This is a genomic window from Pseudonocardia sp. 73-21 (assembly GCF_001899645.1).
Taxonomy (GTDB): domain Bacteria; phylum Actinomycetota; class Actinomycetes; order Mycobacteriales; family Pseudonocardiaceae; genus Pseudonocardia.
The window spans coordinates 125973-150681 of record NZ_MKVV01000044.1 but is presented as its reverse complement, the minus strand read 5'-3'; the positions used below and the strand labels follow the sequence as shown (position 1 = coordinate 150681).

Sequence of the window (24709 nt, the reverse complement as noted above, 5' to 3'; positions counted from 1 at the left end):
ACAGTGAGAATCTGCTGCCGCCGGCCGGTGCCGGCTCCCGCCGTGGCCGCCATTCGGACAAGCCTACTGCGCTCAGGCTGGTCACAGGCCTCGACGGATACCCTCGTCACGTGGCGAAGTCCCCCCGGTGGTTGCGCACACGCATCGGCGTGCGCGCGGCGTCCGCGCTGTCCGCTGCCCTGGTGGTGGCCGTCGCCCTGATCATCGGCGGCGCCGCGCTGGTGTTCTTCGTGAGCAGCTCCCTGCGGGAGGGGGTGGTCGCCTCCGCCCGGCAGCAGGCCCAGCAGCTCGCCGACCGCGTCCACGACAACGACAACGGGGCCCCGAACAAGAACGCGTTCTTCGCCGTGGACACGATCTCGCGGTCGGGCAACGACATCGTCCAGCTGGTCGTGGACTACACCGAGGACCCGTCCACGCCGGTCCTCACGGTCGAGGGCTACAACAACGCCTCCCGCAGCGACCCGATCTCGGACCTGCGCCCCGCCGAGGGGCAGGTCATCGTCAACGACAACTTCGTGATCTCACGACCCAACGGCACGAGCGTCACCACGGTGCTGGTGGCCCGGGGCGGTGAGACCCTGGGCCTGCCCGTCTACATCTACGTCGCCGAGCCGCTGAACCAGGCGCAGAGCGCCGGCGACACGCTGCTGTTCTACCTGCTGGTGGGCGTGCCGATCCTGATTCTCATCACGGGCATCGCCACCTACGAGTTCGCCGGCCGGGCGCTGCGGCCGGTGGAGGCGATCCGTCGTCAGGTCGCCCGGCTCACCGAGAAGGACCTGGGCAGACGGGTGCCCGTGCCGCTGGCGCGCGACGAGGTCGGCCGGCTGGCCGAGACCATGAACGAGATGCTCGGCCGGCTCGAGGACGCGCAGGGCGTCCAGCGCCGGTTCGTGGCCGACGCCAGCCACGAGCTGCGCAGCCCGCTGGCCACGATCGCCGCCGGCCTGGAGCTCATGCAGGACGGTTCGTCCCCGCGGGAGTCCGACGCGGCCACGGTCGTGGCGCTGCGGGGCGAGACGGAGCGCCTCAACCGCCTGGTCGACGCGCTGCTGTTGCTCGCGCGCGCCGACGAGCGCGGCCTGCAGCCCCGCCGCGAGGAGGTCGACCTCGACGACGTGGCCGACGCCGAACGCGTGCGCCCCGGCGCCGGCGGCGTCCCGGCCGAGGTGCACGCCGAGCCCGTGCGGGTGATCGGTGACCGCGGGCAGCTCGCGCGGGTCGTCCGCAACCTGGTCGACAACGCGCGGCGCCACGCGTCCACGCGGGTGCTCGTCACGGTGCGGCGCGACGGGGGCGACGCCGTCGTCGAGGTGTCCGACGACGGGCCCGGCGTCCCGCTGTCCGACCGGGGCCGGGTGTTCGAGCGCTTCGTCCGCCTCGACGACGCCCGCGCCCGCTCCGACGGCGGTTCCGGGCTGGGGCTGGCCATCGTCGCCGAGGTGGTGGCGGCCCACGACGGCTCGGTCGAGATCGACGACGCACCCGGCGGCGGCGCCTTGTTCCGGGTGCGGCTGCCGGCCGTCGCGGCGTCGGAGAACCTGCCGTCCGGCCCGATCCCGCAGGTCCCGGCCCCGCCGTCCGCACGCCCGCCGTCCCCGCGTCCGGTACCGGCCCCGCGCCCGGCCGCTGCGCCGGTGCGCGACCGCGACGCCCGGCGCGACCCGCCGACCACGCCGTGGGGGATGCCCGCCGTCCCCGCCGACCCGTCGGGGTCGGTTCAGGCCGGGTCGGACATCCGGTAGCCCACGCCGCGCAGCGTCTCGATGCTGCGCGTGCCGAACGGGGTGTCGATCTTGCGGCGGAGGTAGCCGACGTAGACCTCCACGACGTTGACCTCGCCCTCGTAGTGGGCGTCCCAGACGGCGCGCAGGATGTCGGTCTTCGTCACGACCTCGCCCGCGCGGCTCATGAGGTGCTCCAGCACGCCGAACTCGCGCGGGGTCAGCGTGATCTCGGTGCCGTCGCGGAAGACGCGGTGTCGCGCCGGGTCGAGCTCGAGGCCGCCGACCTTGAGCACCGTCGGGCGGGCCTCGCCCGAGCGGCGCAGCAGCGCGCGCAGGCGGGCCAGCAGGACGACGAACGAGAACGGCTTGGTGAGGTAGTCGTCGGCGCCGAGGTCGAACGCGTCGGCCTCGTCGTACTCGCCGTCCTTGGCCGTGAGCATGAGCACCGGCGTCCAGATCCGGGCGGCGCGCAGGTGCTGCAGGACCCGGTAGCCCGACAGGCCGGGAAGCATGATGTCGAGGACGACGACGTCGTGGTCGCCGGTGGTGGCCGCGGACAGGCCCGAGGTGCCGTCGTGCACCACCTGCACCGTGTGTCCGTCGGCGACCAACCCCTTGCGCACCATCTCCGCGAGCGGAACCTCGTCCTCGACCAGCAGTACGCGCACGGGTCCACGGTACTGGCGCGTCGAGTTAATGAACGCTAGCGGCGCGGCGCGTGCGGCTGTAGGGGCCGTTCTCCGGTGGGGTCTGGAGGTTGAGCGTGCCCTTGTGTAAGTCGTCAAGGGAGCATTCGAATAGGTCTGCCAGAACGGCGACCTCGCCGATGCTGAAGTCGGTTTTGCCGTTGAGTCGAGTGAACATTGTGGCCCGGGAGATTCCGACGGCGCGGGCCAGCTCCTCGACCGGCACGCCGTAGAACCCGTGCAGGGCCTTCACGGTGCGACGAACGGTGTCGTTGGTCTTGGCTGCGCGGTCGACGTCGAGTAGGCGTCCGGCCACGAGGGTGCGGGTCGTCTCTGCGCTGGTCACGAGACTGAGCGTAAGTCATTTCGGAAGGGGCTTCGCGTAGACCACCCGAATAGGCTAGAGAACCAGCTTCCGCGTCCAGCTTCTCAGACTGCTAGTCTGCCGCACCATGCGCACACCGAAGCAGGCGCTCGCCGACCATCTCCTTGACCAGCCGGTCGAGGACTGGCTTCGCGAGCGCAGACCCCGCAGCTACCGCCGCCTCTCCATGGACTTGCTCGACGCGACGAACGGCGCCGTCGACGTCAGCGACCGAACGATCGCCACGTGGCTCGGCGAGTCCGTCGCCGCGCCGCCTGTCAGGGCCGCGTCGTGAAGACCACCCAGTACATCCGCCAAGAGAAGGCCATCGCGTCGGCCGACGCCGGTGGCATCCGGGAACGCTGGACGTGGGGCCTCCGACTGCTCCGCGACCCCGAAGCGTTCGCGCCCGGCAGTACCCAGCTCAAGCCCGGCCGCGCCGCCGAACTCATCAAGGCCGCCGAAGCGGCCGGACTGAAGCTGTCCGAGCGCGAGATCCGCTACCGCCTCCAGTGCGCCCGCGCCTACTCCACCGAGGCCCAGATTCTGCACGCGTGTGCCGAATTCGAGGACTGGAGCGGGCTCCGCTCCGCGAACTTCCCTACCTACGAGACGCCCGACGGTGAGCCCCTCGCCGACCACCGCACCGACGACGAGCGCAAGCGCGACCACGCCCGTGCACTCATCGACATCGTCGGCGATCAGGGCGCGCTGTTCCCGCTCTCCGACTTCGAGCCCGTCACCACGACGCTCAAGGAGCTGGACGACTACGCGCGCCAGCAGGCGGAGATCACGGCCCGGTTCGCCGCACACGACGACCGTCGTCGCGCCTACCTCGACGACCTGATCGCGGCCGCCGGTGACGACCTCAGCGTCACGTGGCTGGCCGCGCACGAGCGACTGACCGGGTCGTCGGAGGTTGCGTCGTGATCGACCTGGCCGACCTGCTCATCCTCGGCGCCGCCACCCTGTGGCTCGCCGCGTCCATCGTCGTCAGCCTGATCATCGGCCGCGTCATCAAGCACGCCGAACAGCGGCGCCCCCGATGAGCGCCCCCGAGTTCATGTGCCCCCGACGGCCCGAGACGCCAGCGACCGCGGCCGTCCACAAGGCGTTCCCCGGGCCCGATCATTACGAGCCCAGCCACGGCCTCGTGTCCCAGCCGCTCGGCTGCACCTGGTGCGGGTCCATGCCGCCTGACGACTTCATGGCCGCGATCAGCGACGGCGCCCAGGTCGGCCCCACCGACAAGAACTACAAGGCGTACGTCGTGCTCGCCACCGGCGAGGCGAAGTTCTACTTCCAGCACCTCAACGAAGCCCAGCGCCACGAGTTCATCCGCCTGCTCAACGCGAAGACGCTGAACATCGGCTACCCGGGCCGCTTCTACCGGCTGCCGTTCTTCATCGCGGTCGATCCGGGCTCGACGTGACCGACGACGAGCTGGAGACGCGCGCCCAGCAGATCCACGCCGACCGGCATCCCGCCGGGACAGCGTCGGTGTGCGGGCCCTGCCGCGACCAGGCCGCCGGCGTCCGGCGCCGCACCCTGCCCGACCGGCTGCTCTACCCCGCGAACCCCGACCGCGTCGGCTACCCGCTCGGCGCCCTCGTCATCACCATCTCCGTCGCCGTGCTCATTACCGGCAGCGGCCCACTGTGGCTGTCCGGCTGGGCCGTCCTCGCCGCCATGGCCTGGTACCTCACCGGCCCGCCACAGAGCCCCACCCAAACCCCCCAGTAACAGCAGCGGGACCGGTCGCCACCACCGCGCCCGGCCCCGCCCGATCAAGAGGAGCAACCCTCGTGACCACCACCTATGGTGACAGCTTCAACGCCACACCCACCGCCGAACTGCCAGCCGTCCTCGACGTCGCCCAGCTCGCCTCCATCGCCGAGCAGTACTGCTCGCGCCGCAAGACCCCCCGCCACCGCCTCGGTGAGCGGCGCGGCGAGGTCCATGCCATCGCCATCACCGGGGTGGTGCTGCGACCCCGGCCGCCGTCGCCGGGGGTGCGGATGCCCGCGCCGGGGACGTCGCTGCTGGCGAAGCTCCTCGGCGGTGGGCGATGAGCGGCCTCTACGACTACACGGTCGCGACGAAGCTGCCCGACGTCCCGTTCGACGCGCTGATCATGGCGGCGGTCATGAAGGCCGACACGGCGAACCTGCTGGCGCTGACCCGCGCGTTCCCCGACGTCGTCGAGGAGGCCCGTGCCCGCTACGACGCGCCCGGTGGCCGGCTCCCGTCGGACGGGGTGCGGTCATGACGCTGCCCCCGGTCCTTTACTGGTCGGCGTCGCTGGCCGACCAGATGAACGCCCGCGATGGCGAGGATGCCCGGCACGGCCTGATCGACCTCACGGTGGCGACGGTGCCGATGCACTGGGCCGACTTCGACGGCTGGCGCGTGCTGAACCGCGTACCCGACGACGCGGTGCGCCTGGTCTGCGAGCAGGTGGCGTCGTGAAGAAGGCGAAGATGCGCAGGCGCATCAACCTGCTGAGCGGACAGCTCGCCGGCTCCCGTGCCCTCGTCGAGCGGCTCCGCGCCACCCCCACACCCGAGGACCTGTGGATGGAGGTCCGGGTGTCCGAGGAAGGGCAGGCCGCCCGGCACTTCCGGCGCATGTACGGGCGGGCGTCGGCCACGATCGGGGAGCAGCGCGGCACCATCGCGCGGCTCCGCATGGAGCTGGCGAACACACGTCAGCACGTCGAGCGTTCCCGTGACGCCGCCACCGTGGCCGCCGCCGAGCGGCACGGCGACGAGATCGGGCAGCGCGACCGGACGGCGGCCATCGAGGGCGCGGCCACCACGCTGCGGGCGCACATCCTGGACCCGCACGGGCCTCGCGCCAGCTGCCGCTGCGGATGGGGCCGAGAGCTGATCACCGCATACAACGGCTCGCGGTACTGGCCCGGCCCGGACGAGTACGCCCGCCACGTCGCCGAGCAGCTGGCCGCCGTCGGCGCGCTCGGCGACCGCGAGCCCGTTGCGGCCCAGCCCTTGCTCGCGGACCGCCACGAGGACGAGTGGTGGCCCACGGTCGGCGGCTCATACATCCGCCGCACGAGCCCCCCACGCAGTCGCGGCTACGTCGAAGAGCAGTACGGCCCTGTCATCGAGCGGTTCGAGTCGTGAAGGTCTGCACGGGGTGCCGACTGGCGCGACCTGCTGACGCGTTCAGTCGGATGACCCGGAACAGCGACGGGCTGCAGCCCAGGTGCAAGGACTGCAACCGCGCCTACCGCCTACAGAACGTCGAGCGAGCGCGGCAGTACCGGCTGATCACCGGCGAACGCAGCCGGCGGCTCGACCGGGAACGGTACGCACAGAACCGCGAGTCGGAGCTTACGCGAAGCGCGCTCTACCGCAGCCAGAACCGCGAGCAGGTCCGTCGCGTTGGGCGCGAGTCCGCTGCCCGCAACGCTGATCGTCGGCGCGAGTACATGAGGCAGCGCCGCATGGCCAACCCGACCGCGAAGCGCGACTACCGGCTGCGGAACCTCGAACGCATCCGCATCCAGGATCAGTCGTACAACAGGTCCGAGGCCGGACGGCAGGCCGCGCGGGCGGCGAAGGCAAGGCGTCGAGCCCGGAAGCTGGCTCTACCGACCAGGCCGTGGCGAACCGCAGAGATCCTCGCCCGCGGCGTCGCACTTCGAGGTGTCGCGTCCTGCTGGCTCTGCCGCGCAGCTCTGGCGGCCGACTCGACGATCCACTTCGACCACCTGATTCCGCTGGCTGCGGACGAGGCGGCTCTTGACGTGTTCGGCGTGGTCAACCCCGGCGACGTCCCCGAGAACGTCGACACCGCATGCCCGCGATGCAACCTGCGGAAGCGCAACGAGGTCCTGCCGTGCGCCGTCGCCCGCTACTTCCTGAACCTGCAGTACGAGGCACGAGGAGCAGAGATGTCTCTCCAAGACGGCGACTTCGCTGGCCTGGACACCCCGCAGCCCGGCGACCCCGGCTGGGACATCGACCAGTGGGACGCCCAGATCACCGAGCCCCTGCCGGTGGTGGTCCAGCCGTGACCATCCTGTTCGACCCCGTCCGCCGCAACGTGTTCACCGACGAAGCCGTCTTCCCCCTCCACTTCTCCGAGGAACGCTGCATCGACGTCTTCGCCGCACGCCACACCCTCGTCGCCGGAATCTCCGCCCTCCACCACCACGCCGACGGCATCTGCGCCGAAGACGGCGCCGAGTGGCCCTGCAAGACCGTCCGCATCCTCCGAGCCAGTGGAGCATCCCAATGACCTACGCCGGAACCATGTCGGCCGAGCAGCGCGCCGCAACCGACAAGCTCCGCGACGGCTGGATGACCACTGCGCTCTCCACCGAACGCTGCGACCGCCCCGCCGCCGAAGCAGCCGTCCACGAGGCCTACCGCGCCGCCGGCCTCGAGGTACCACCGCTGACGATCTGGATGGACTCGCCGCTCGGCGGCGTGTTCGCCAGCACCGTGCTTCGCGAGCACCTGTTCAAGCCCGGAGCGAAGGCGCCGGGCCAGCTCTGGGGCCAGCTCCGGGGCCAGCTCTGGGACCAGCTCGGGGACCAGCTCCGGGGCCAGCTCGGGGACCAGCTCCGGGACCAGCTCTGGGACCAGCTCGGGGACCAGCTCCGGGACCAGCTCGGGGACCAGCTCCGGGGCCAGCTCTGGGACCAGCTCTGGGACCAGCTCGGGGACCAGCTCCGGGACCAGCTCTGGGGCCAGCTCGGGGACGCGATGGCGAACGACATCTACAGCAGCCTGTCGCCCTGGTGGGACGCCTACTGGGCCACGCTCTACACCCGGGCCCTCGACGTCGCCGCCATCGAGCCGTCACCCCGCCTAGAGGCCATAACCGCCGCGATCTGGCAGACCGGCTGGTGGTGGCCGACGCGTGGCGCCGCCATCCTCACCGACCGCCCCACCGTCATCGAGCGGGACCAGCAGGCCCGGCTGCACTGCGAGACCGGGCCCGCGCTCGCCTACGCCGACGGCTACGCCGGGCACTGGTGGCACGGCGTCCGCGTCCCCGCCGACCTCGTCACCGGTGACGGGTGGGCACCCGACCGGATCCTGAAGGAGCCCAACGCGGAGATCCGCCGGTGCGCCATCGAGAAGCGCGGCTGGGACCGGTTCGTCGTCGACGCCGGCCTCGCCCAGGTCGAAGACAACGTCCCAGACCCGGGCAACCCGGGCCGCGAGCTCGCGCTCTACGACGTGCCTGCCGCCATCTACGACGAGCCCGTCCGGGTCCTGCTGTGCACCAACGGATCCGCGGACCGCGACGGCACCATCCGCCGGTTCGGACTCACCGTCCCCGCCGACATCCCCGACCCCGTTGCCGCGGCGGCCTGGACCTACGACGTGTCGCCCGCCGAGTACGCGGGCCTCGCCCGCCGCACCTGACCACCTCATGCACGCCACCGACAAGGAGATCCACATGACCACGCTCGGCAACATCCTCGACCGCGCCGGCGTCGACACCCTCGGCGTCCTCGACGCCCAGGTCGACGTTCCCGTCCTCACCGGCTGCGCGCAGGCCCAGGGCGACCTCATCGTCCTGTTCCGCCCGAACCGGCCCGCCGCCACCACCGCGATCCCCGCGGCCGGCGCGCTCGTCGTCCGCGCGGAGTCGGCGGGCGGGAACACCCACAGCCTGCACAGCTTCGACGGGCCCGGCTGCTACTGGGACGCGTCCGACGACGGGGGCCGCTCCGGGCTGCTGCTCGGCACGCTCACCGTCCCGGACGGCGCGACTGCCTACATGGTCCACACCGAGGAGCACGGCGCCAACGCGATCGGCGCCGGCACCTACGAGATCCGGCGGCAGCGCGAGCAGGCCGACGAGATCCGCATGGTCGCCGACTAGTGACCGCTCACGCCTCCGTCGCCTCGGCTGGCCGCAGCAATGCGGCCGGCCGGGGCGGTGCCCCACTCGCCGAGCCCGGCTTCGCCCACCTCCTCCACCAAGCCGACCACTGGGCCACCTGGAGCGACGGCGGCCAGCTCGTCCGGATCCGGCTCGACGACATGAGCCCCGACCACCGGCGCCGCACCCTCGCCTACCTGCGCGCGCACGCCGAGTTCTTCCACACCCGGCAGCTCGACACCCTCGGACGGCTCTACCGCCGCGGCGGTCTCTCCGACCGCGAGTTCGGCGACGAGACCGCCTACCTGCGCGCGCTCGACCCGCACGTGTGGCTCGACGACACCGCGCTCGTGCGGCGGCTCGTGCAGCTCACACCCACCCCGCCCGCGCCCGCTCGTCGGCGCCGGTTCCTGCCCTGGAGACTTCGATGACCGCCACTACCGCGGGCTACCGCGCCCTGCTCGTGCCCGCCGCCCTCGACCAGCCCATCCGCGACATCGTCATCGCCGACAACGGAGACGACGGGCTGGCCGACCTCCGCCGCCACATCAACTGCAACTACATCGAGCACGTCACCGGGCCCCGCTGCTCGCTGTGGGTCGACGAAGAAGGCGCCATCAGCGCCCCACCCCGACCGAGCAACCCCCGCATCGACCGGCTCCTGCACCGCACCGACGGATGGTCGATCCGCGGGAACGTCGTCATCACCGGACGCACGACGGCCGACGGTGAGACCGGCTCCCTGCCCGCGGAGGATGCCGCCCGGCTGATGCAGGAGCTGGCCCGATGAGCACGACGAAGACCTGGCTCCAGGCCGGGGAAGCCCGCGCCCAGGACGCCCGCGACGAGCAGGCCATCGACGCCGCCGAGGACGAGCGCGAGTACCCGTTCTACGACCAGGACCTCGCCGACCGCGCGCAGAACCGCTACGAACGGACCGTCTTGGGCTGGGGGTGCGACTGATGATCTACGGATCAACGCAGGCACTCAGCATCGCCGCCGACATCGGCGACGACACCGACCGCGACCTCATCGTCGGAGCACTGAAGTGGCTCGCCCACGACCGGGCGAACCTCGTCGATTCACTGACCGCGCACCGTGCCGTCATCATCGCGATCGCCCCCGACGGGCACGGCGACGAGATGTGCGACCGGCTCGATGCCGCGTGGCCCGTCCGATGACCGCCCTCCCGATCGGCCGGCTGGTCCCCGGCACCGACGAGTGGGCCGCTGCCCGCCGACGGCGCATCGGTGGCAGCGAGATCGCCGCCGTCCTCGGCATCAGCCCCTACGAGTCCCCGTTCAGCCTGTGGCACCGCAAGCGTGGCGACGTCGGGCCTGTCGAGCTGACCGAGCCCATGCGGTGGGGCACGCTCCTCGAGGACGTCGTGGCCGCCCGCTTCGCCGAGCTGCACCCCGAGCTGTCGGTGCGCACCACGCCGGCGTTCGTCCACGCCGAGCGCGACTACCAGACAGCCGCCCCCGACCGGCTGCTCTACCCCAGCCGCCGCGGCCGCAAGCCGTGCGCGATCTATGAGGGCAAGACCGCGCGGATGCCCGACGACTGGGGCTCGGACAGCACCGACGAGATCCCCGTCCACTACCGGGCCCAGTGCCTCTGGTACCTCGACTGCCTCGGCCTGGAGCTGTGCCACGTCGCCGTGTTGATCGGCGGCAGCGACTACCGCGAGTACCAGATCACAGCCGCCCCCGACGAAGCCCGGTTCATGCGCACCGAGGCCGAGAAGTTCATCGCCAGCCTCGACGACGGCCCCCGGCCCAGCATCGACAGCCACTCCGCCACCTACCAGACGGTGAAGGAGCTGCACCCCGACATCGACGGCACCGCAGTCGACGTGCCCGCCGAGATCGCCACCGCCTACATCAGCGCGTGCGCCACCGAGAAGGCCGTGAAGGCCGCCAAGACCGAAGCCGCCGCGCTGCTCGCCGACGCCATGGGCACCGCCAGGGAGGCGTGGTGCGACGGCCAGAAGGTCGCCATGCGCGTCCCCGGCGCCGACGGTGCACCGCCCCACCTCCGACCCGCCAAGCCCGCCAGGAAGGCCACCGCAGCATGAGCACCGTCACCGACGCCGCCAGCAAGGCCGTCGCCACACGCGACACCGGCCCCCGCGCCATGGTCGCCCAGTACGCCCCCGACTTCGGCGCCGTCCTGCCGTCACACGTGAAGCCCGAGCAGTGGGTGCGCGTCGCCCAGGGTGCGCTCAAGCGCGGCAAGAAGTACGACGGCGACCGCTCCGGGCGCACCGAGCTGGAGGTCGCGGCCGGCAACAACCCGGCCGTGTTCCTGGCCTCCCTGCTCGACGCTGCCCGGCTGGGCCTGGAGCCCGGCACCGAGCAGTACTACCTCACCCCGCGGAAGGTGAAGGGGAAGCTGGAGATCCTCGGGATCGTCGGCTACCAGGGCCACATCGAGCTGATGTACCGCGCCGGTGCTGTCGCCTCGGTCGTCGCCGAGGTCGTGTACACGGGCGACCGGTTCGACTACCAGCCCGGCGTCGACGAGCGGCCCCGGCACTTCATCGACTGGGACTCCGACAACCGCGGCGACCTGCGCCTCGTCTACGCGTACGCCGTGATGAAGGACGGCGCCACGTCGAAGGTCGTGGTGCTCAACCGGTCCGCGATCGCACGGATCAAGAAGTCCGCGACCGGCGCCGACTCGCCCTATAGCCCATGGACGACGAACCCGGACGCGATGTGGCTGAAGTCGGCGGTGCGGCAGCTCGCGAAGTGGGTGCCGACGTCGGCTGAGTACCGGCGTCAGCAGATGCGCGACGCCCGCGACGTGGCCGGCGAGCAGCCGTTCGCGGCGCCGCAGTTGCCCGCCGACGAGCGGCCGATCGACGTGTCGGACCTGCCCGAGGTTGGGGAGGACGTCCTCGACGGGGAGCTGGTCGAGACCGAGGACGAGGCCCGCGCCCGGGAGCAGCTGGAGATGGAGGCCGAGCTCGCCGCGGCCGAGGGCGACACGGCAGGCGAGTCGTGATCTCCATGGCCGAGCACGCCGGAGTCAACGGCCAGGGCCGCGTCGTCCTGGCGCCCACGCTCGCCGATGACCACGCCGTCGAGATGTGGACCCGCACCGGATCGGCCGTGCTCGCCCGCGATGAGACCGCGGTGTGCATCTGGCTCGACGGGCCCCGGCTCCGCGCGCTGGCCGCCGACCTGATCGAGCGCGCCGACTACCTCGACCCCACCACCACGGCCGCCCCGACGGCCGAGACAGGAGCAACCCGATGACCGAGACTTTCGTCAAGTTCCGGGGCATGAAGTCCACCGGCGAGAACGTCCCCGAGATCGCGCTCGGCGACATCATGACGTTCAGCGGCAGCGCCGAGTGCGTGCAGATCGCGACCGAGAAGCGCGCCGACGGCGAGGAGCGCCCGGTCATCGGGATGCGGGTGATGGAGGTCGACCTCGGGTCGGTGTCGCCGGCGCCGAAGGACGAGCAGCTGCCGTTCGAGGACGACGATGACGCGCCGCTCGGGACGGACGCCTGATGGGCCCCGAGAAGCTGATGGCCGCGATCGTGGCCGGACTCAACGGCGACGACGTCGTCGCGATCCTCGACGAGGTCGACGAGTACGAGCTGAGCGTGGAGATGGCCGACGGCACGCCGTTCGTCGTCCGGATCGAGGGCACCTGATGCGCGCCGTCGACAGGTACGTCGAGGCCGAGGCGCAAATCGAGTGTGCCGCGATCGCTCGGGCCGACGGTGAGGACGACGCCGTCAGCTACCACCTGCGGCTCGCCCAGGCCAACGCCACGCTCGCCCTCGCCGGTGCGACCGCGCTCCAGTCCTACGCCCGCGTCGGCGACGACGACAGCGAGCTGGACGACTGGAAGGCCGCCGCCGGGGGTGAGTCGTGAGCAGCCCCGTTCTGATCACCCTCCGCGCAGGCGGCGGCGGGTCCGTGTTCATCGGCGACACCGACATCAGCAACGCCGTGCAGGCCGTCCGGATCACCGGCGGCACCGGCGAGTCGCGCGTCACGCTCGAACTCGCGGCGCTCATCACGACCGTCGACGGCGAGGCGACGATCGGACTGCCCGAGCGCACTGAGGCGGCGCTCGTCGCCCTCGGGTGGAAGCGGCCCGACGAGCCGACGTGCGAAGGCGGCTGCTGATGACCACCGTCACCGTCGAGCTGTACGCCGGCCCCCACGACTCCTGGACGTTCCCCCTCGACGTCCGCCCTGGCCGCGCCATCCCCGAAGAGCTGACCGGCTGGCCCGGCTACGTCCTGAAGACGCTGCGCAACGACGTCGTACCGAACCGGCACGTCTACGCGTGGCAGCACGCCCGCTCCGGTGTGAAGCGGGGCTGCTCGCGGCAGGACTGCACGCCGACATGCCCGTCCAGGCAGGCCGGGAGACGGCGAGGGACGACGTGAGCACCGAGGTCACCTGCCGTGACACCGAGAGCGGCGAGAGCCAGACCGTGGTGATCGAGAACGACTACGTGCTCATCACGGACGGCACCTGCTACCGCGCCAGCGTCCAGGCCAACGTCGCCAGCGGCACGCACACACTCGTCGTCAAGGGGCGTCGCGGCACAGAGGTGCGAACGTGAGCGCGCCCCGCGCCTGGGACATCGGCGCCCCCGAGCCCGATGCCGTCACGGGCGTCCACGACGGCACCGACGGCGACTGCGACGGGTGCTCACCCCAGTGGGGTCGCACGCACCAGGGCGAGTGGAAGGGCTACAAGGACGGCGGCAAGACCTACCTCGACTGGGCCGAACTCGTCCGCCGCTGGGGCCCCGTCACCGAGGTCGCGCCGTGACCCCCGCCGACCAGTGCAACTACTGCTCCGCCCCCATCCGCTGGGTCCAGATGGCCAAGACCGGCGCCAACATGCCCGTCGACGTCGACCCCGACCCCGACCGCGGCAACGTCATCCAACTCGGCGGCAAGTACGGCGTCCTCGGCCCCAGACCCGCCGCCGCCGCACGCGCACGCGGACAGCAGCTGTACCTCCACCACGCCGTCAGCTGCCCATACGCCAGCCGCTGGCAGAACAAGAAGCGCACCGGCGGGCCGCCACGGAAGAAAGCCGCGCGGTGACCGGCAACCCCGCGTGTGGCACCGAGCAGGCCTACCAGCGCCACCGCTACCGCAACCAGGTCACCTGCCGACGCTGCTGCGACGCCCACGCCGTCCACGTCGCGAACTGGCGGGCCGAAGCCGCCATCGACGCCGGGCCCATCGAGCCCGGCCGCTACCGGCGTGCCCTGGCCGGCGACGAGCCCGCCGAAGCACTGCTCCACCCCGACCGGGCACGACTGGTGCTGATCCTCCACACGCGCGGACTCCCCGACGCGCACATCGCCAGCCACACCCGCATGACCACCTACACCACCGCCAGGATCCGCAGCTCCCTCGGCCTGGCGGCCAACCGTCGGGCGACCGAAGAGAGGCCCGCGTGAGTGGACACCTGGAAGGCCGAACCGTGCCGGAAACACGAGTGGGAACGACGCTTCCGCGCCGCCCCGGTACCGATCGTGACGAAGGGCGTGGCGTTCATCGTGGCGACCTACGCGAACGGCACGGGCACCAGCGCGCGGCCGTCCGTGGAGCTCGTCATGGAGAACTCCGGGCTCGGCGAGCGGGCCGTCAGGGAGCACCTGTCGGCCCTCCGCGCGTCCGGCTGGCTGATGCTCACGGCGCCCGGAGTGGGCGGTCGGGGGCAGCGTCCGCGGGCCGCCACGTACCGACTTTCGTTCCCCGCCGAAGTGACGTCCTGACCGTCGATAGCTCTGCGCCGTCGTGCAGGGCTATCGGGTCGCTCAGGACCGCTGTTGTGGATCTCCACGGCCCGAATAGCTATGCACCACGGTGCCGAATAGCTATGCACCGTGGTGCCCCCTACCAGAACAGTGAATACACCAGGGCTCGCTCCGCTTCGCCCAACTGCACGGGTCGCTCCGCTCCCCGGCTGCCGCGGACATGCTCCGCTGCGCTCCGCACGTCCTTGCCCTCGACCACCGTGAGCCGACCCCCGAAGTGGTCCGGGACCAACTCAATCTGTGAAGCCAGCCACCTGACCGCGAGCGCGCGCGACGCCGCGTCGCCGGCCCGGAGCGCGCGATGAGCCTCAGCTGCCCGAACTGCGGCCACGAGATCACCGACGCCGACATCGACGACCGCGAGCGCCGCATGGCCATCCGGGCGTGCGTCTGGTGCCAGGGCGACGGCTGGCGCATCGACCCCGCCGCGCGCCACCGCGGCCCGCTCATGCCCGGCGTGCGCTGCGACCACACCCCGTGGACCGCCGAGCAGATCGCGCAGGCCGCGTCGTGATCGCCCAGGTGTGGGCGTGCGACGTCCCCCTCGTCGGCACCGCCACCCAGTACGGCATGGCCAGCGCGCACCCGTGCCCGGCCACCTCGCGGGCCGCACGCTCCGACGAGGTGCTGCGCATGGTCGCCGGACGGGACGGCTGGGTCACGCTCCCGGATGGCACGCACCGGTGCCCGTTCCACGCCGGAGCGACGACGTGACCGAGCCGTGCCGTCACCAGACCGTCCGCGCCCAGCAGGCGTGCGACCGGTGCTCCGCGCCGACGTGTCCCGAGTGCTTTCGGCTGCTGCGCGCCGACGTCGCGCACGACTCGTGGACGTGCGACCTGTGCTGCCTCGCCTGGCCGCCGTCGATGGGAGCCGAGGCGTGAACCTCGACGACCAGGCCGACCAGGACCAGGCCCTCACCGTCCCCTGCCCCTTCCCACCCCACGGCTGCGCCCAACCCGCCGGCGCCCTCTGCGTCCGCGTGTCCGACGGCGAGCCGCTCGACCGCGCACCCGCGCACATCGCCCGCCTCAAGGCCGCAGGGGTGCAGCACGCCCCGCTGGACCCGCGGGAGCTGGCACGAGCCCACGAGAGGACACCACGCCGATGAGCGCCCCTCAGTCGCGTTCTAACAACATCAACATCCCCGAGGGTCCCAATGTACCGGCGGACCCGAGTTCGTCGCTCCTGCGCGAAAGGGGAAGCGAGGAAGCGGCATCCAGGGTTCGCCGCCCCGCCGCCCCAGCCGCCTGCGGGGGCTGTGACGCCCGATGGACCGGTCAGCGAGCCGCCCACTGCTCCGCGTGCCACCGAACGTTCTCCGGCGCCGAGCTGTTCGACCGCCACCGCTCCGCCGACGGTCCTCACGGCCAATGCGTCAACCCCGAGAGCTTCCCGCCTGGTATCGCCGAGCTGCGCGACGGCATGTGGCGCGGACCCGCCGTCGACAGCGCCTCGATCGCCGCGAGCATCGCGGCCGGAGCCGAGCAGTGAGCGCCGACGACGTGCCGCGCTGCCCCGGCTGCTCCAGCCCGCTCTGCGAGGACTGTCGGGGGCCGCTCGGGGCCACGTGCAGGCTCACGGTCTGCTCCGAGCCGGTCTACCGCGCCCTCCGGTGCCAGGAGCACTACGAGAGCTGGCGGGCATCGCTCCGAACCGGCCCGAGCCGTGCCGATTGGACTGGTGCGCAGCCCACCTATCGCGCCATGCACAAGCGCGTCGAGCGAGCACGCGGTAAGGCGTCCACCCACCAGTGCGCCAGCTGCCCCGATCCCGCGCGGCAGTGGTCGTACGACGAGACCGACCCAGCGCCGATCGAGGGCACCGAGAACGGCTCGACCGTGCGGTGGAGCACGGACGTCGAGCGATACCGTCCGCTCTGCCTGAGCTGCCACAAGCGGACCGACAACAGGGTCCGCCGCGACGAAGGCAGGTGGAACCCGCGCCCACTGATCGGCACGGCCAACCCGCGGGCCAAGCTCACTACAGACCAGGTCCGAGAGATCCGCCGCCGAGCCGCCGCAGCGAACCAGCGGCTGAACGTCTCGGCACTGTCCCGCGAGTTCGGCGTCTGCCGGGGCAGCATCGATCGCGTCCTCGACGGCCGCTCCTACCGGGACGTCGCCTGATGCCCCCCTCCGTCCTCGGGGGCGACCTGTCGCTCACCAGCACAGGCGCCGCCCAGATCACCGACACCGGCCACGTCACCACCTGGGTCAAGACCACCGACTCCCTGCCCTGCCACCTCGGCCACAAGCCGTGTCCCGAGAAGCACCACAAGGACCTCGTCGAGGTCCACGACCGCATCCGATCGATCTTCCTGTGGTTCACCGGGCTCGTCACCGTCAACACCAAGCTCGTCGTCCTCGAGGGACCACTCCCCGGGGCCGCCACCCTCGGCCAGCCGGACGAGCGCGCCGCGCTCCGATGGCTGATCATCGACCGGCTCATCCGCGCCGAGGTACCCGTCGCCGTACTCAACCCGACCACCATGAAGGGCTACATCGCGGGCAACGGGCACGCGGCCAAGGCCGACGTGAAGCGCGCCGTCGCCGCCTGCTGGCCCGGGTTCGGCCTCGCCCGCATCACCGACGACGAGGCCGACGCCGTCGCGCTGGCCACGGCAGGGTGCGACTGGATCGGGTTCGACGGGCCGTGGCTCGACGGCCGGCGCGGCGCCGGGTGGCTGAAGAAAGCCCAGTGGCCCGAACGGGAAGCGGTCCGCGCGTGATCCTCGACCTGTTCGCGGGACCGGGCGGCTGGGAAGAAGGCGCCCGTCTGGCCGGCTACACCGGGCCGATCGTCGGCATCGACCGCGACCGCGACGCATGCCGCACCGCGGACGCTGCCGGGCACTGGCGCGTGCAGGCCGACCTCACGACCTACTCCCCGACCCCGTTCGCAGGCAAGGTCGACGGGCTCATCGGCTCACCGGTATGCACGACCTTCTCCAAGGCCGGCAGGAAAGCAGGGCTAGGCGACCCCCGCGGTGAGCTCGTGTGGGTTCCTGGGCGTTGGGCGCTCGAGCTACACCCCCGCTGGGTGGTGCTCGAGCAGGTCGAGGAAGTACTGCCAATCTGGCAGATCGTCGCCGCGCAGCTTCGCCAGGAGGGGTATTCGACGTGGACGGGGAAGCTTCTGGCCGCCGACTACGGGGTGCCGCAGACGCGGACGCGGGCTGTTCTGATCGCACGGCTGGACGGGATCGCGCAGCCGCCTACGCCGACGCATGCCGCGCTCGACGGCATGGACCTGTTCGGTTCGCAGCTGCCGCGCTGGATCACGATGGCCGAGGCGCTCGGCTGGTCCGACGAGGTCGCTTACCGCCGAACACGTGGTGCTGGTCTCGCGGAACGGCACGGCGACCGCCCGGACACACCTGTGTCCAGGCCTGCACCCACGATCACAGGTAAGTCCCGGTCCGACGTGTGGGTGCTGACCCGGCCGGCCACGACAGTCCTGGGGGATCCGCGCATCGGTAGGCCCGGACACAAGGCGTGGGACAAGGGCGAGGCGCAATTTCAGAACGGCTCGGTTCCGGTGTCGGTCCAGGAGGCCGCGGCCCTGCAGTCGTTCCGGGCCGACTACCCGTTTAAGGGCTCAAAGACCTCTCGTCACCAGCAGGTCGGCAACGCCGTGCCGCCACTCCTGGCCGCCGCCATCCTGCGCCCGCTCATCGCCACGACCTGATCGGAGCTCCCCGCACCGTGACCACCGAGCGCGTCTTCTGCACCGAGCCGCACGCCTACGGTCCTGGGCCCATGCACTGGGCCGTGTGGGCCGCCGACATGGCCCGCACCCACGAGCAGTACGAGTGCCCCGACTGCCACCTCTGGGTGATCTGGCGGCCCCGCACCGCCGTGCCCGCCGCCGAGCCGGAGCAGCTCGGCTTCGACACCGAGGCCGCCGAGTGACCGAGCCCGACCAGCAGCCCGACATGCCCGCCGCGCTCCGACTCAGCGTCGCCATCGACGAACTCACCCAGCCCGGCATCCACCAGCTCGACCGCGACCACGCCGCCGCACGCGACCAGCTCCGCAACGTCAACCGCATCCACGTCGAACACATCCGGATGCTCCGCGCCCGCCACGCCTACGCCACCGAACGCGGCAACATCGACGGCGCCGAGCGAGCCCTCTGCGCCATGCGCACCGCAGGCGCCATCCACCGCCGCCACCTCCGACGACTCCACGCCGGCCTCCGCCCCATCACCGCCTACCTGCCATCCCTACTCGCCCAGGTCGACGAAGCCGTCCACTCCACCAACGGCAGCGGGAACGGCAGCCGAGGCGCACACCGCTCCCCGCTCAACACCACCGCCGTCGAGCTGCTCGCCGCCATCCGCCGCACCACCCGAGCAGCCGACGGCCAGCCCACCTACAACGCCCTCACCGCATGGCAGCCCGACGACCCCGAGGCCGCCGTCGAAGACGCACGACGCTGGGTCATGGAAGCCCGAGCCATCGTCAGCCCCGCACGCTGGAGCGAAGCCATCCGGCCCTGCCCCGCCTGCCGCAACCGCCACGTCATCGTCACCGAAGACGGCCAGAAGATCCGCAAGGCAGCCATCCAGATCAACCTCACCGACCGCTACGCCGCCTGCATCCACCCCTCATGCGAGGCATGGTGGCCACCCGAGCGATTCACCCTCCTCGCCGCCGCGCTGTCACAGGACGACGTGGCGAGTTGACCAAGGGCTGGGCGATGATGCAGGATGCGCCCCACAAGCGCACACGTGTCACCAGAGCCAGCCTTCGGGCTGGCTCTCGTCGTTCCCGAGGTGACGCCCATGAGCGCACCCCGCTACGTCGCACTCGGCGCCTCGCTCGTCCTCCTCGGACTCCTCGCCGGCCTGCTCATCGCAGCACCCCGCGTGCCCACCATCGACGCGCCCAGCCTCGGCACACCCACCGCCGTACACCCCACCCCGAGCAGCCGGCCATGACCAGCAGACGCGACAACCAACGCTGGGCCAGGCGAGGCACCACCACACAACGCGGACTCGGCTCGGCACACCAGCGACGCAGACGCGAGCTGCTGCCCGCCGCCATCGGCACGCACTGCCCCATCGCAGGTCCCAAGTGCGACGGCATCATGACCAACCCGAGCCGCATGGACCTCGACCACTCGAACCCCCGAGCACTCGGAGGTCAAGAGGGCGACCGCATCACATGCTCGCCATGCAACCGCGGAGCAGGCGCACGACTCGGCAACCAGATGCGACGCGCACGACGCAGCAGCGTCGAGCTACCCGTCTGGTAGCACAAACCGCCAGGAAATCCAGCGCGACACGCAGACGACCCCGCAGCCATCTTCCGATTCCTATTTCAGCGGCCGTTTCCCGGGCGGAAATCCCGATCAAGATCGGTACGCGATTTCGGCGCCGTTTCTGACCTGCGAAAACGCCGAAAACGGCCCGGAAAAGTGGCCCAGATTTCGAGACGACGGCGGGTGGTCGGCATGGCCCGCCGCATGATGCTGATCGCCGTGAACCGCGAGCTGCGGACGATGCCGGACGCGGTGCAGGCGACGGCGTCGGCGGAGCTTGCCAGGCAGCTGGCCCGGGAGTTCGACGCGGGTGATCGGGTCGCCGCCGGCGCGCTGATGCGGGTGCTGGACCAGCTGCGGAAGCTTGCGGCCCCTCCGAAGGTGTCAGCGAAGGCCGCGGCTGTGCTCGACGAGCCCGAGGAGGACACGCCGGATGAGCTCGACGAAGTGGCGCGGATGCGAGCTGATCGGCTCGCAGGAGCCGCGGGTGTGGTCCGCCCCATCCGCTCCGACCAGCGCAGGGCGTGAGGCGCTGTTCCTGGCCGAGACGGCCGGGATGGAGCCGATGCCGTGGCAGCGGTTCGTGTGCGAGCACGGCCTGCGGGAGCACGCGGACGGCAGCTGGGCGGCGCTGTCGCTGCTGCTGATCCTGCCGCGGCAGAACGGCAAGGGCTCGGTCATCGAGATCATCGAGCTGTACGCGCTGTTCGAGCTGGGCCAGAACGTCTATCACACGGCGCATCTGTTCGCACAGTGTCGGAAGGCATTCAAGCGGCTGTGGACGTTGATCAAGAGGACGCCGTCGCTGTTGCGCAGGGTGGCCGGGAAGCCGCACTCGACGGCCGACCAGGTGACGATCACGCTGACGAACGGCGCGTTCATCTCGTTCGTGGCGCGCTCGGCGAAGATGGGCCGAGGGTTCGACGACGTCGACCTCCTGGTCCTCGACGAGGCGCTGTTCCTGGATCCGGCGATGATCGAGGCGGCCGTGTCGGGCATGACGACCCGGCCGAAGCCGATGGTCATCTACGCCTCCTCGGCCGGGGTGGCCGGTTCGGTGCAGCTGCGGCAGTTGCGGCAGCGCATGGTCGACGGGGACGCGAAGCTGGCCGGGTTCGAGTGGTCGGCTGATCCCGAGCTGGTGCGCCGGCAGATCAAGGCGGGCACGTTCGATCCGCTGGCGCTCGAGCACCTGATCCCGTCGAACCCGTCGTTGGCGGATCGTCGGCCGGGCCTGGTGACGGTGGACTGGTGCGCCGGCGAGCTCGGCGAGTTGGGCCTGGCTGGCTACCTGCGGGAGCGGATCGGGCTCTTCGACGAGGACCCGGCGGAGGCGAAGCGGGTCATCCCGGCGGCGGCGTGGGCGGCGCGCGCGGGTGCGCTCTTTGCACCGGAAAGGCCGGTCGCGTTCGGCGTTGCGTCGTCGTGGCCGAACGCGACGGAGACCACGATCGCGGTGGCTGGATGGCGCGACGGAGATCTGGTGGTGCAGCTCGCCCAGGTCGATCGCGCGGCCAGCCCGGTGGTGGGCCGCGGTACGGCCTGGGTGTTGCCGCGCCTGCGGGAGCTGGCGGGTGACTACGACGCGCCGGTGGCGATCGACCCGGGCGGCCCGGCCGGGCACCTGGTGCCCGACATCCTGGCCGAGAACGAGGCGGACGAGCTGCCGGAGATCGTGCTGCTGACGCCGACGATGCGCGAGGTCGGGCACTCGGCGAAGGAGCTCCTCGCGGAGATCGACGGCGAGATGCCGCGGCTGCTGCACTTCGACCAGCCGGAGCTGAACGCGGCTGCGGCGGGTGCGGGCCGGCGGACGCTCGGGGATCTGTGGACGTTCTCGCGTCGCGGCGAGGTGGACATCAGCCCGCTGGAGGCGGTGCAGATGGCGGTGTGGGCGCTGCTCACGCACGAGCCGGAGACGGTGCCGGAGCCGCAGGCACTGACGCCGACCGGCACGTCAGGGCTGGAGCGGGTCGATTTCGCACGGATGGGCTTCTGACGTGGAGGGAGGTGGGTATCGGTGAGTGCTCCGACGACCGAGATCGGCTATGCGAACCAGTCGGGCGGCGCCTGGTGGGCGGCGGCGACCCGCGAGACCACCCCGGAGCTGCGGTGGCCCTACAGCGTGCAGGTGTACGACGCGATGCGCCGCCAGGACGCGCAGGTCACCTCGGTGCTGCGCGCGGTGACGCTGCCGGTGCGCCGCACGACGTGGCGGATCAACCCGCTCGACGCCCGCCCTGAGGTGGTGGCGCACGTCGCCCAGGACCTGAACCTCCCGGTGAAGGGACAGCAGCCCGCCTCGGCGGCACGCCGGACCCGGGACCGCTTCTCCTGGGGCGAGCACCTGCAGACCTCCCTGCTGGACCTGGTGTTCGGGCACATGCCGTTCGAGCAGCTGTATCGCATCGACGAGGCCGGGCTGGCCCGGTTGCGGAAGCTGGCGCCGCGGATGCCGGCCACGCTGCAGGCGATCAACGTGGCGCGCGACGGTGGGCTGGAGTCGATCGTCCAGAAGGGTGTGGCGGAGCCGATCCCGGTGTCGCGGCTGGTCATGTACTGCAACGACCGCGAGGCGGGGAACTGGTTCGGTACGTCGCTGCTGCGCCCGGCCTACAAGAACTGGGTCCTGAAGGACCGGCTGCTGCGGGTGCAGGCGCAGACGATCGAGCGCAACGGCATGGGCGTGCCGATCTACACCGCGGCCTCGGCGACGGACCTGGAGTCCGGGCGCAAGCTGGCCGAGAGCTTCCGGTCCGGCCCGGACGCCGGCGGCGGGATCCCGAAGGGCGCGAAGCTGGAGCTGCGCGGGGTCGAGGGCGCACTGCCAGATGCGATGCCCGCGATCCGCTACCACGACGAGCAGATCGCCCGGGCGGTGTTGGCGCACTTCCTGAACCTCGGCACGCAGACCGGTTCGTGGGCACTCGGCACGACGTTCGCCGACTTCTTCACCCTCGGCCTGCAGACAGTCGCGCAGGCCAAGGCTGACGTCGCGAACGCGCACATCGTCGAGGACATCGTCGACCTGAACTACGGCCCGGACGAGCCTGCGCCGTGCATCGAGTTCGACGAGATCGGCTCCCGGCATCCCGCCACCGCGGCGGCGATCAAGATGCTCGTCGACTCCGGACTGCTGCGCTGGGACCCCGACCTCGAGGAAGCGCTGCGCCAGCAGTACGGCCTTCCTGGCGCCGACCCGGAAGCGCCCCCGCCCGCCGCCGATCCGACCGCGGCGTGACCCGCTCCCCTGGAGGACCTGTGCCTGCTCGATCTCGTCGTGGTGTGAACCGGCGCCCAGCGGTGGCGCTGGCCGGCGAGAACCCGCCTGCCTGGTACCAGGTCGGCCCGGTGCTCGCGCTGGCCACCGCGCCCGACGGCACCGACACCACGACGACCACCTCGGCCGACGTCTACGTGTTCGACACCATCGGCGGCTGGTTCGGCCTGACCGCCGACGACTTCGTGCGCGATGTCGCCTCGCTCGACGTCGACCAGATCGTGCTGCACCTCAACAGCCCCGGCGGCGACGCGACTGAGGGCGTCGCGATCGCCAACGTGCTGCGCGCCCACCGGGCCCGCGTGGTGGTCCGAGTCGACGGCCTGGCCGCCTCGGCCGGCTCGGTCATCGCGATGGCGGGCGACGAGATCGTCATGGGCATCGGCGCGCAAATGATGATCCACGACGCGTGGGGGGTCGCGATCGGTGACGCCGCCGAGATCACCAGCTACGCGCGCCGGCTGGACTCGACCAGTGACTCCTACGCCGCGTCCTACGCGGCCCGGGCAGGTGGAACCGCCGAACAGTGGCGCGAGGTCATGCGTGCGGAGACCTGGTACACGGCAGAGGAGGCCGTCGCCGCAGGGCTTGCAGACCGTGTCGCGGCCGCCGACGAGACGGGCACTGCCGAGGGCGAGCAGGTCACACCGGGCGCGGGCTCGTACCTGGATTTCTGGGGGATGTGGGACAGCCTGCGCGACCCGGATCGGCACGACCTGTCCGCCTACCGGCACGCGGGTCGGGCCCAGGCCCCAGCACCGGTGATGCCGGTGCTCCGCACAACTCCCGCCGCGACCGCGGCTGGGCGATCCACAACCGAGAGGAGCGACAACGTGTCGCCTTTCCTGGACGACGTCCGGCAGCGGCTCGGTGTCGCTGCCGGCGCTGACGAAGCCACGACGATGGCCGCGCTGGACGAGGCCTTGCAGGAGCGGGCCGAGGCCGGCACCAGAGGCGCACCGGAGGGCACGGTGATCGTCGACGCCGCGCAGTGGGAGTCGACGCGAGCGGCTGCCCAGCGTGGCGCCGAGGCCGCTGACCGGCAGTCGCGGGATGACCGCGAGCAGCTGGTCCTGGCTGCGATCGACGACGGCCGGATCGCGCCGGCCAGCCGGGAGCACTGGCTCGCCCAGCTGGAGACCGGTGGCGAGGGCGCGGCGGCCACGCTGGCGTCCCTGCAGAAGGGTCTGGTCCCGGTGCGGGAGATCGGTCACGGCGGCGACGGGGGCGATGACGGCCCGGCCGCGCGGATGAAGAGCGGCAGCGAGCTCTACGCGCTCCGCCACGGCAAGACGGCCTGAGGGGGCACACCATGGATCTCAGCATCAGGACCGAGACCTTCGGCCAGGAGGACCAGTCGTGGTTGGGGTCGGCGCACGGCACCGACTCCGCCCGGTCGATCACCCTGGACATGACCACGTTCACGGCCGGCACTCACTACCCGGACGGCTACCTGATGTCCGGGCTGCCGCTGGGGAAGATCACCGCGTCGGGCAAGTACGGGCTGTACGACGACGCCGCCTCCGACGGTCGCCAGGCGTGTGCGGGTCTGCTGTTCACGGTGGTCCGGGCGCCGGCGTCGACGTCCACGCCGGTGTCCGGGGCGATGCTCGTGCACTGCATCGTCGTCGACGCCAATCTCCCGATCGCTGTCGACGCCGCCGGCAAGGCGGATGTCGCCGGCCGGATCATCTTCGTCTGAAAGG

The 24709-nt window shown here is 71.5% G+C and carries 47 protein-coding genes; 45 read left to right on the top strand and 2 right to left on the bottom strand.

Features of this window, described 5'->3' with window-relative positions; translation table 11 throughout:
- The first annotated feature begins 110 nt into the window (after nt 1-110).
- Nucleotides 111-1748 carry a HAMP domain-containing sensor histidine kinase gene (locus BGP03_RS13245; protein ID WP_296373422.1) on the top strand — a complete coding sequence of 546 codons (1638 nt, stop codon included), beginning with the start codon at nt 111-113 and terminating at the stop codon, nt 1746-1748.
- Here the strand turns inward: BGP03_RS13245 and BGP03_RS13240 are convergent.
- On the bottom strand, nt 1724-2398 hold the full coding sequence (locus tag BGP03_RS13240; protein WP_296373420.1) for a response regulator transcription factor: 675 nt from the start codon (nt 2396-2398) through the stop codon (nt 1724-1726). The two genes, BGP03_RS13245 and BGP03_RS13240, sit on opposite strands and share 25 nt — an antisense overlap.
- Before the next feature lie 25 nt (nt 2399-2423).
- Complete coding sequence (locus BGP03_RS13235; protein ID WP_298798810.1) at nt 2424-2762, bottom strand: helix-turn-helix transcriptional regulator; 339 nt, start codon at nt 2760-2762, stop codon at nt 2424-2426.
- Nucleotides 2763-2868: 106 nt separating this feature from the next.
- On the opposite strand from BGP03_RS13235, the gene BGP03_RS13230 reads away from it, so the two are divergent.
- From BGP03_RS13230 to BGP03_RS13015, 44 genes are all read left to right on the top strand, one after another.
- Nucleotides 2869-3075: a hypothetical protein gene (locus tag BGP03_RS13230; protein ID WP_298798808.1), complete on the top strand. Its 207-nt coding sequence runs from the start codon at nt 2869-2871 to the stop codon at nt 3073-3075.
- Nucleotides 3072-3710, top strand: a complete 639-nt coding sequence (locus tag BGP03_RS13225) for a hypothetical protein (RefSeq protein WP_298798806.1) — start codon at nt 3072-3074, stop codon at nt 3708-3710. The genes BGP03_RS13230 and BGP03_RS13225 overlap by 4 nt, the downstream gene beginning before the upstream one ends.
- Nucleotides 3707-3829 (top strand): hypothetical protein, encoded by a 123-nt coding sequence (locus tag BGP03_RS13220; protein ID WP_298798804.1) that lies wholly within the window; start codon nt 3707-3709, stop codon nt 3827-3829. Before BGP03_RS13225 ends, BGP03_RS13220 begins: the two co-directional genes overlap by 4 nt.
- Nucleotides 3830-3969: 140 nt before the next feature.
- The gene (locus tag BGP03_RS13215; RefSeq protein WP_298798802.1) at nt 3970-4212 is read left to right on the top strand and encodes a hypothetical protein; all 243 of its coding nucleotides are present in this window, start codon (nt 3970-3972) and stop codon (nt 4210-4212) included.
- Nucleotides 4209-4523, top strand: a complete 315-nt coding sequence (locus tag BGP03_RS13210) for a hypothetical protein (RefSeq protein WP_298798800.1) — start codon at nt 4209-4211, stop codon at nt 4521-4523. The genes BGP03_RS13215 and BGP03_RS13210 overlap by 4 nt, the downstream gene beginning before the upstream one ends.
- Before the next feature lie 62 nt (nt 4524-4585).
- Nucleotides 4586-4852 carry a hypothetical protein gene (locus tag BGP03_RS13205; protein ID WP_298798798.1) on the top strand — a complete coding sequence of 89 codons (267 nt, stop codon included), beginning with the start codon at nt 4586-4588 and terminating at the stop codon, nt 4850-4852.
- Nucleotides 4849-5049, top strand: coding sequence for a hypothetical protein (locus BGP03_RS13200; protein ID WP_298798797.1), 201 nt, complete (start codon nt 4849-4851; stop codon nt 5047-5049). The genes BGP03_RS13205 and BGP03_RS13200 overlap by 4 nt, the downstream gene beginning before the upstream one ends.
- Nucleotides 5046-5249, top strand: coding sequence for a hypothetical protein (locus BGP03_RS13195; RefSeq protein ID WP_298798796.1), 204 nt, complete (start codon nt 5046-5048; stop codon nt 5247-5249). Before BGP03_RS13200 ends, BGP03_RS13195 begins: the two co-directional genes overlap by 4 nt.
- Nucleotides 5246-5923, top strand: coding sequence for a hypothetical protein (locus tag BGP03_RS13190; protein ID WP_298798795.1), 678 nt, complete (start codon nt 5246-5248; stop codon nt 5921-5923). The genes BGP03_RS13195 and BGP03_RS13190 overlap by 4 nt, the downstream gene beginning before the upstream one ends.
- A 50-nt stretch (nt 5924-5973) precedes the next feature.
- Nucleotides 5974-6819 (top strand): hypothetical protein, encoded by an 846-nt coding sequence (locus tag BGP03_RS13185; RefSeq protein WP_298798794.1) that lies wholly within the window; start codon nt 5974-5976, stop codon nt 6817-6819.
- Nucleotides 6816-7043 carry a hypothetical protein gene (locus BGP03_RS13180; protein WP_298798793.1) on the top strand — a complete coding sequence of 76 codons (228 nt, stop codon included), beginning with the start codon at nt 6816-6818 and terminating at the stop codon, nt 7041-7043. Before BGP03_RS13185 ends, BGP03_RS13180 begins: the two co-directional genes overlap by 4 nt.
- Nucleotides 7040-8182 carry a DUF6745 domain-containing protein gene (locus BGP03_RS13175; RefSeq protein ID WP_299736405.1) on the top strand — a complete coding sequence of 381 codons (1143 nt, stop codon included), beginning with the start codon at nt 7040-7042 and terminating at the stop codon, nt 8180-8182. Before BGP03_RS13180 ends, BGP03_RS13175 begins: the two co-directional genes overlap by 4 nt.
- Before the next feature lie 7 nt (nt 8183-8189).
- Complete coding sequence (locus BGP03_RS13170) at nt 8190-8645, top strand: hypothetical protein (RefSeq protein ID WP_299736403.1); 456 nt, start codon at nt 8190-8192, stop codon at nt 8643-8645.
- On the top strand, nt 8645-9076 hold the full coding sequence (locus BGP03_RS13165) for a hypothetical protein (RefSeq protein WP_298799928.1): 432 nt from the start codon (nt 8645-8647) through the stop codon (nt 9074-9076). Before BGP03_RS13170 ends, BGP03_RS13165 begins: the two co-directional genes overlap by 1 nt.
- A complete protein-coding gene (locus BGP03_RS13160) occupies nt 9073-9435 on the top strand; it encodes a DUF3846 domain-containing protein (RefSeq protein ID WP_298799929.1) in 363 nt (120 codons plus the stop codon). Before BGP03_RS13165 ends, BGP03_RS13160 begins: the two co-directional genes overlap by 4 nt.
- Nucleotides 9432-9608 (top strand): hypothetical protein, encoded by a 177-nt coding sequence (locus BGP03_RS13155; protein WP_298799930.1) that lies wholly within the window; start codon nt 9432-9434, stop codon nt 9606-9608. Before BGP03_RS13160 ends, BGP03_RS13155 begins: the two co-directional genes overlap by 4 nt.
- Nucleotides 9608-9826, top strand: a complete 219-nt coding sequence (locus tag BGP03_RS13150; protein ID WP_298799931.1) for a hypothetical protein — start codon at nt 9608-9610, stop codon at nt 9824-9826. Before BGP03_RS13155 ends, BGP03_RS13150 begins: the two co-directional genes overlap by 1 nt.
- Nucleotides 9823-10722, top strand: coding sequence for a lambda-exonuclease family protein (locus BGP03_RS13145; RefSeq protein ID WP_298799932.1), 900 nt, complete (start codon nt 9823-9825; stop codon nt 10720-10722). Before BGP03_RS13150 ends, BGP03_RS13145 begins: the two co-directional genes overlap by 4 nt.
- Nucleotides 10719-11654, top strand: coding sequence for a recombinase RecT (locus BGP03_RS13140; protein ID WP_298799933.1), 936 nt, complete (start codon nt 10719-10721; stop codon nt 11652-11654). Before BGP03_RS13145 ends, BGP03_RS13140 begins: the two co-directional genes overlap by 4 nt.
- Before the next feature lie 5 nt (nt 11655-11659).
- Nucleotides 11660-11908 carry a hypothetical protein gene (locus tag BGP03_RS13135; RefSeq protein WP_298799934.1) on the top strand — a complete coding sequence of 83 codons (249 nt, stop codon included), beginning with the start codon at nt 11660-11662 and terminating at the stop codon, nt 11906-11908.
- Nucleotides 11905-12168 carry a hypothetical protein gene (locus tag BGP03_RS13130; RefSeq protein ID WP_298799935.1) on the top strand — a complete coding sequence of 88 codons (264 nt, stop codon included), beginning with the start codon at nt 11905-11907 and terminating at the stop codon, nt 12166-12168. The genes BGP03_RS13135 and BGP03_RS13130 overlap by 4 nt, the downstream gene beginning before the upstream one ends.
- Entirely contained in the window at nt 12168-12314 is a 147-nt protein-coding gene (locus BGP03_RS13125) for a hypothetical protein (protein WP_298799936.1), read from the top strand. Before BGP03_RS13130 ends, BGP03_RS13125 begins: the two co-directional genes overlap by 1 nt.
- Complete coding sequence (locus BGP03_RS13120) at nt 12314-12538, top strand: hypothetical protein (protein WP_298799937.1); 225 nt, start codon at nt 12314-12316, stop codon at nt 12536-12538. Before BGP03_RS13125 ends, BGP03_RS13120 begins: the two co-directional genes overlap by 1 nt.
- Nucleotides 12535-12795, top strand: coding sequence for a hypothetical protein (locus tag BGP03_RS13115; protein ID WP_298799938.1), 261 nt, complete (start codon nt 12535-12537; stop codon nt 12793-12795). The genes BGP03_RS13120 and BGP03_RS13115 overlap by 4 nt, the downstream gene beginning before the upstream one ends.
- The gene (locus tag BGP03_RS13110) at nt 12795-13061 is read left to right on the top strand and encodes a hypothetical protein (protein ID WP_298799939.1); all 267 of its coding nucleotides are present in this window, start codon (nt 12795-12797) and stop codon (nt 13059-13061) included. Before BGP03_RS13115 ends, BGP03_RS13110 begins: the two co-directional genes overlap by 1 nt.
- Entirely contained in the window at nt 13058-13240 is a 183-nt protein-coding gene (locus tag BGP03_RS13105) for a hypothetical protein (RefSeq protein ID WP_298799940.1), read from the top strand. The genes BGP03_RS13110 and BGP03_RS13105 overlap by 4 nt, the downstream gene beginning before the upstream one ends.
- Nucleotides 13237-13452 (top strand): hypothetical protein, encoded by a 216-nt coding sequence (locus tag BGP03_RS13100; protein ID WP_298799941.1) that lies wholly within the window; start codon nt 13237-13239, stop codon nt 13450-13452. The genes BGP03_RS13105 and BGP03_RS13100 overlap by 4 nt, the downstream gene beginning before the upstream one ends.
- Nucleotides 13449-13733, top strand: a complete 285-nt coding sequence (locus tag BGP03_RS13095; RefSeq protein WP_298799942.1) for a hypothetical protein — start codon at nt 13449-13451, stop codon at nt 13731-13733. Before BGP03_RS13100 ends, BGP03_RS13095 begins: the two co-directional genes overlap by 4 nt.
- Nucleotides 13730-14095 (top strand): hypothetical protein, encoded by a 366-nt coding sequence (locus BGP03_RS13090; RefSeq protein ID WP_298799943.1) that lies wholly within the window; start codon nt 13730-13732, stop codon nt 14093-14095. The genes BGP03_RS13095 and BGP03_RS13090 overlap by 4 nt, the downstream gene beginning before the upstream one ends.
- Nucleotides 14096-14170: 75 nt before the next feature.
- Nucleotides 14171-14413 carry a helix-turn-helix domain-containing protein gene (locus BGP03_RS13085; RefSeq protein ID WP_298799944.1) on the top strand — a complete coding sequence of 81 codons (243 nt, stop codon included), beginning with the start codon at nt 14171-14173 and terminating at the stop codon, nt 14411-14413.
- Nucleotides 14414-14756: 343 nt separating this feature from the next.
- Entirely contained in the window at nt 14757-14969 is a 213-nt protein-coding gene (locus BGP03_RS13080) for a hypothetical protein (RefSeq protein ID WP_298799945.1), read from the top strand.
- Nucleotides 14966-15169, top strand: coding sequence for a hypothetical protein (locus BGP03_RS13075; protein WP_298799946.1), 204 nt, complete (start codon nt 14966-14968; stop codon nt 15167-15169). The genes BGP03_RS13080 and BGP03_RS13075 overlap by 4 nt, the downstream gene beginning before the upstream one ends.
- 166 nt (nt 15170-15335) lie before the next feature.
- Nucleotides 15336-15566, top strand: a complete 231-nt coding sequence (locus BGP03_RS13070) for a hypothetical protein (protein ID WP_298799948.1) — start codon at nt 15336-15338, stop codon at nt 15564-15566.
- Between the two features lie 595 nt (nt 15567-16161).
- Nucleotides 16162-16584 (top strand): hypothetical protein, encoded by a 423-nt coding sequence (locus tag BGP03_RS13065; RefSeq protein WP_298799949.1) that lies wholly within the window; start codon nt 16162-16164, stop codon nt 16582-16584.
- Nucleotides 16584-17186, top strand: a complete 603-nt coding sequence (locus BGP03_RS13060; RefSeq protein WP_298799950.1) for a hypothetical protein — start codon at nt 16584-16586, stop codon at nt 17184-17186. Before BGP03_RS13065 ends, BGP03_RS13060 begins: the two co-directional genes overlap by 1 nt.
- Nucleotides 17183-18145, top strand: a complete 963-nt coding sequence (locus tag BGP03_RS13055; protein WP_298799951.1) for a DNA cytosine methyltransferase — start codon at nt 17183-17185, stop codon at nt 18143-18145. Before BGP03_RS13060 ends, BGP03_RS13055 begins: the two co-directional genes overlap by 4 nt.
- A gap of 17 nt (nt 18146-18162) precedes the next feature.
- Nucleotides 18163-18369, top strand: a complete 207-nt coding sequence (locus BGP03_RS13050) for a hypothetical protein (protein WP_298799952.1) — start codon at nt 18163-18165, stop codon at nt 18367-18369.
- Nucleotides 18366-19145, top strand: coding sequence for a hypothetical protein (locus BGP03_RS13045; RefSeq protein WP_298799953.1), 780 nt, complete (start codon nt 18366-18368; stop codon nt 19143-19145). Before BGP03_RS13050 ends, BGP03_RS13045 begins: the two co-directional genes overlap by 4 nt.
- Nucleotides 19146-19244: 99 nt before the next feature.
- A complete protein-coding gene (locus tag BGP03_RS13040) occupies nt 19245-19400 on the top strand; it encodes a hypothetical protein (protein ID WP_298799954.1) in 156 nt (51 codons plus the stop codon).
- Nucleotides 19401-19915: 515 nt separating this feature from the next.
- Nucleotides 19916-20251: a hypothetical protein gene (locus BGP03_RS13035; RefSeq protein WP_298799955.1), complete on the top strand. Its 336-nt coding sequence runs from the start codon at nt 19916-19918 to the stop codon at nt 20249-20251.
- On the top strand, nt 20211-21722 hold the full coding sequence (locus BGP03_RS13030) for a hypothetical protein (protein WP_298799956.1): 1512 nt from the start codon (nt 20211-20213) through the stop codon (nt 21720-21722). The genes BGP03_RS13035 and BGP03_RS13030 overlap by 41 nt, the downstream gene beginning before the upstream one ends.
- A gap of 21 nt (nt 21723-21743) precedes the next feature.
- The gene (locus tag BGP03_RS13025) at nt 21744-22964 is read left to right on the top strand and encodes a DUF935 family protein (RefSeq protein ID WP_298799957.1); all 1221 of its coding nucleotides are present in this window, start codon (nt 21744-21746) and stop codon (nt 22962-22964) included.
- Between the two features lie 44 nt (nt 22965-23008).
- Nucleotides 23009-24304, top strand: a complete 1296-nt coding sequence (locus tag BGP03_RS13020) for a head maturation protease, ClpP-related (RefSeq protein WP_298799958.1) — start codon at nt 23009-23011, stop codon at nt 24302-24304.
- Nucleotides 24305-24315: 11 nt separating this feature from the next.
- Nucleotides 24316-24705 (top strand): head decoration protein, encoded by a 390-nt coding sequence (locus tag BGP03_RS13015; protein ID WP_298799959.1) that lies wholly within the window; start codon nt 24316-24318, stop codon nt 24703-24705.
- The last annotated feature ends 4 nt before the right edge of the window (nt 24706-24709 follow it).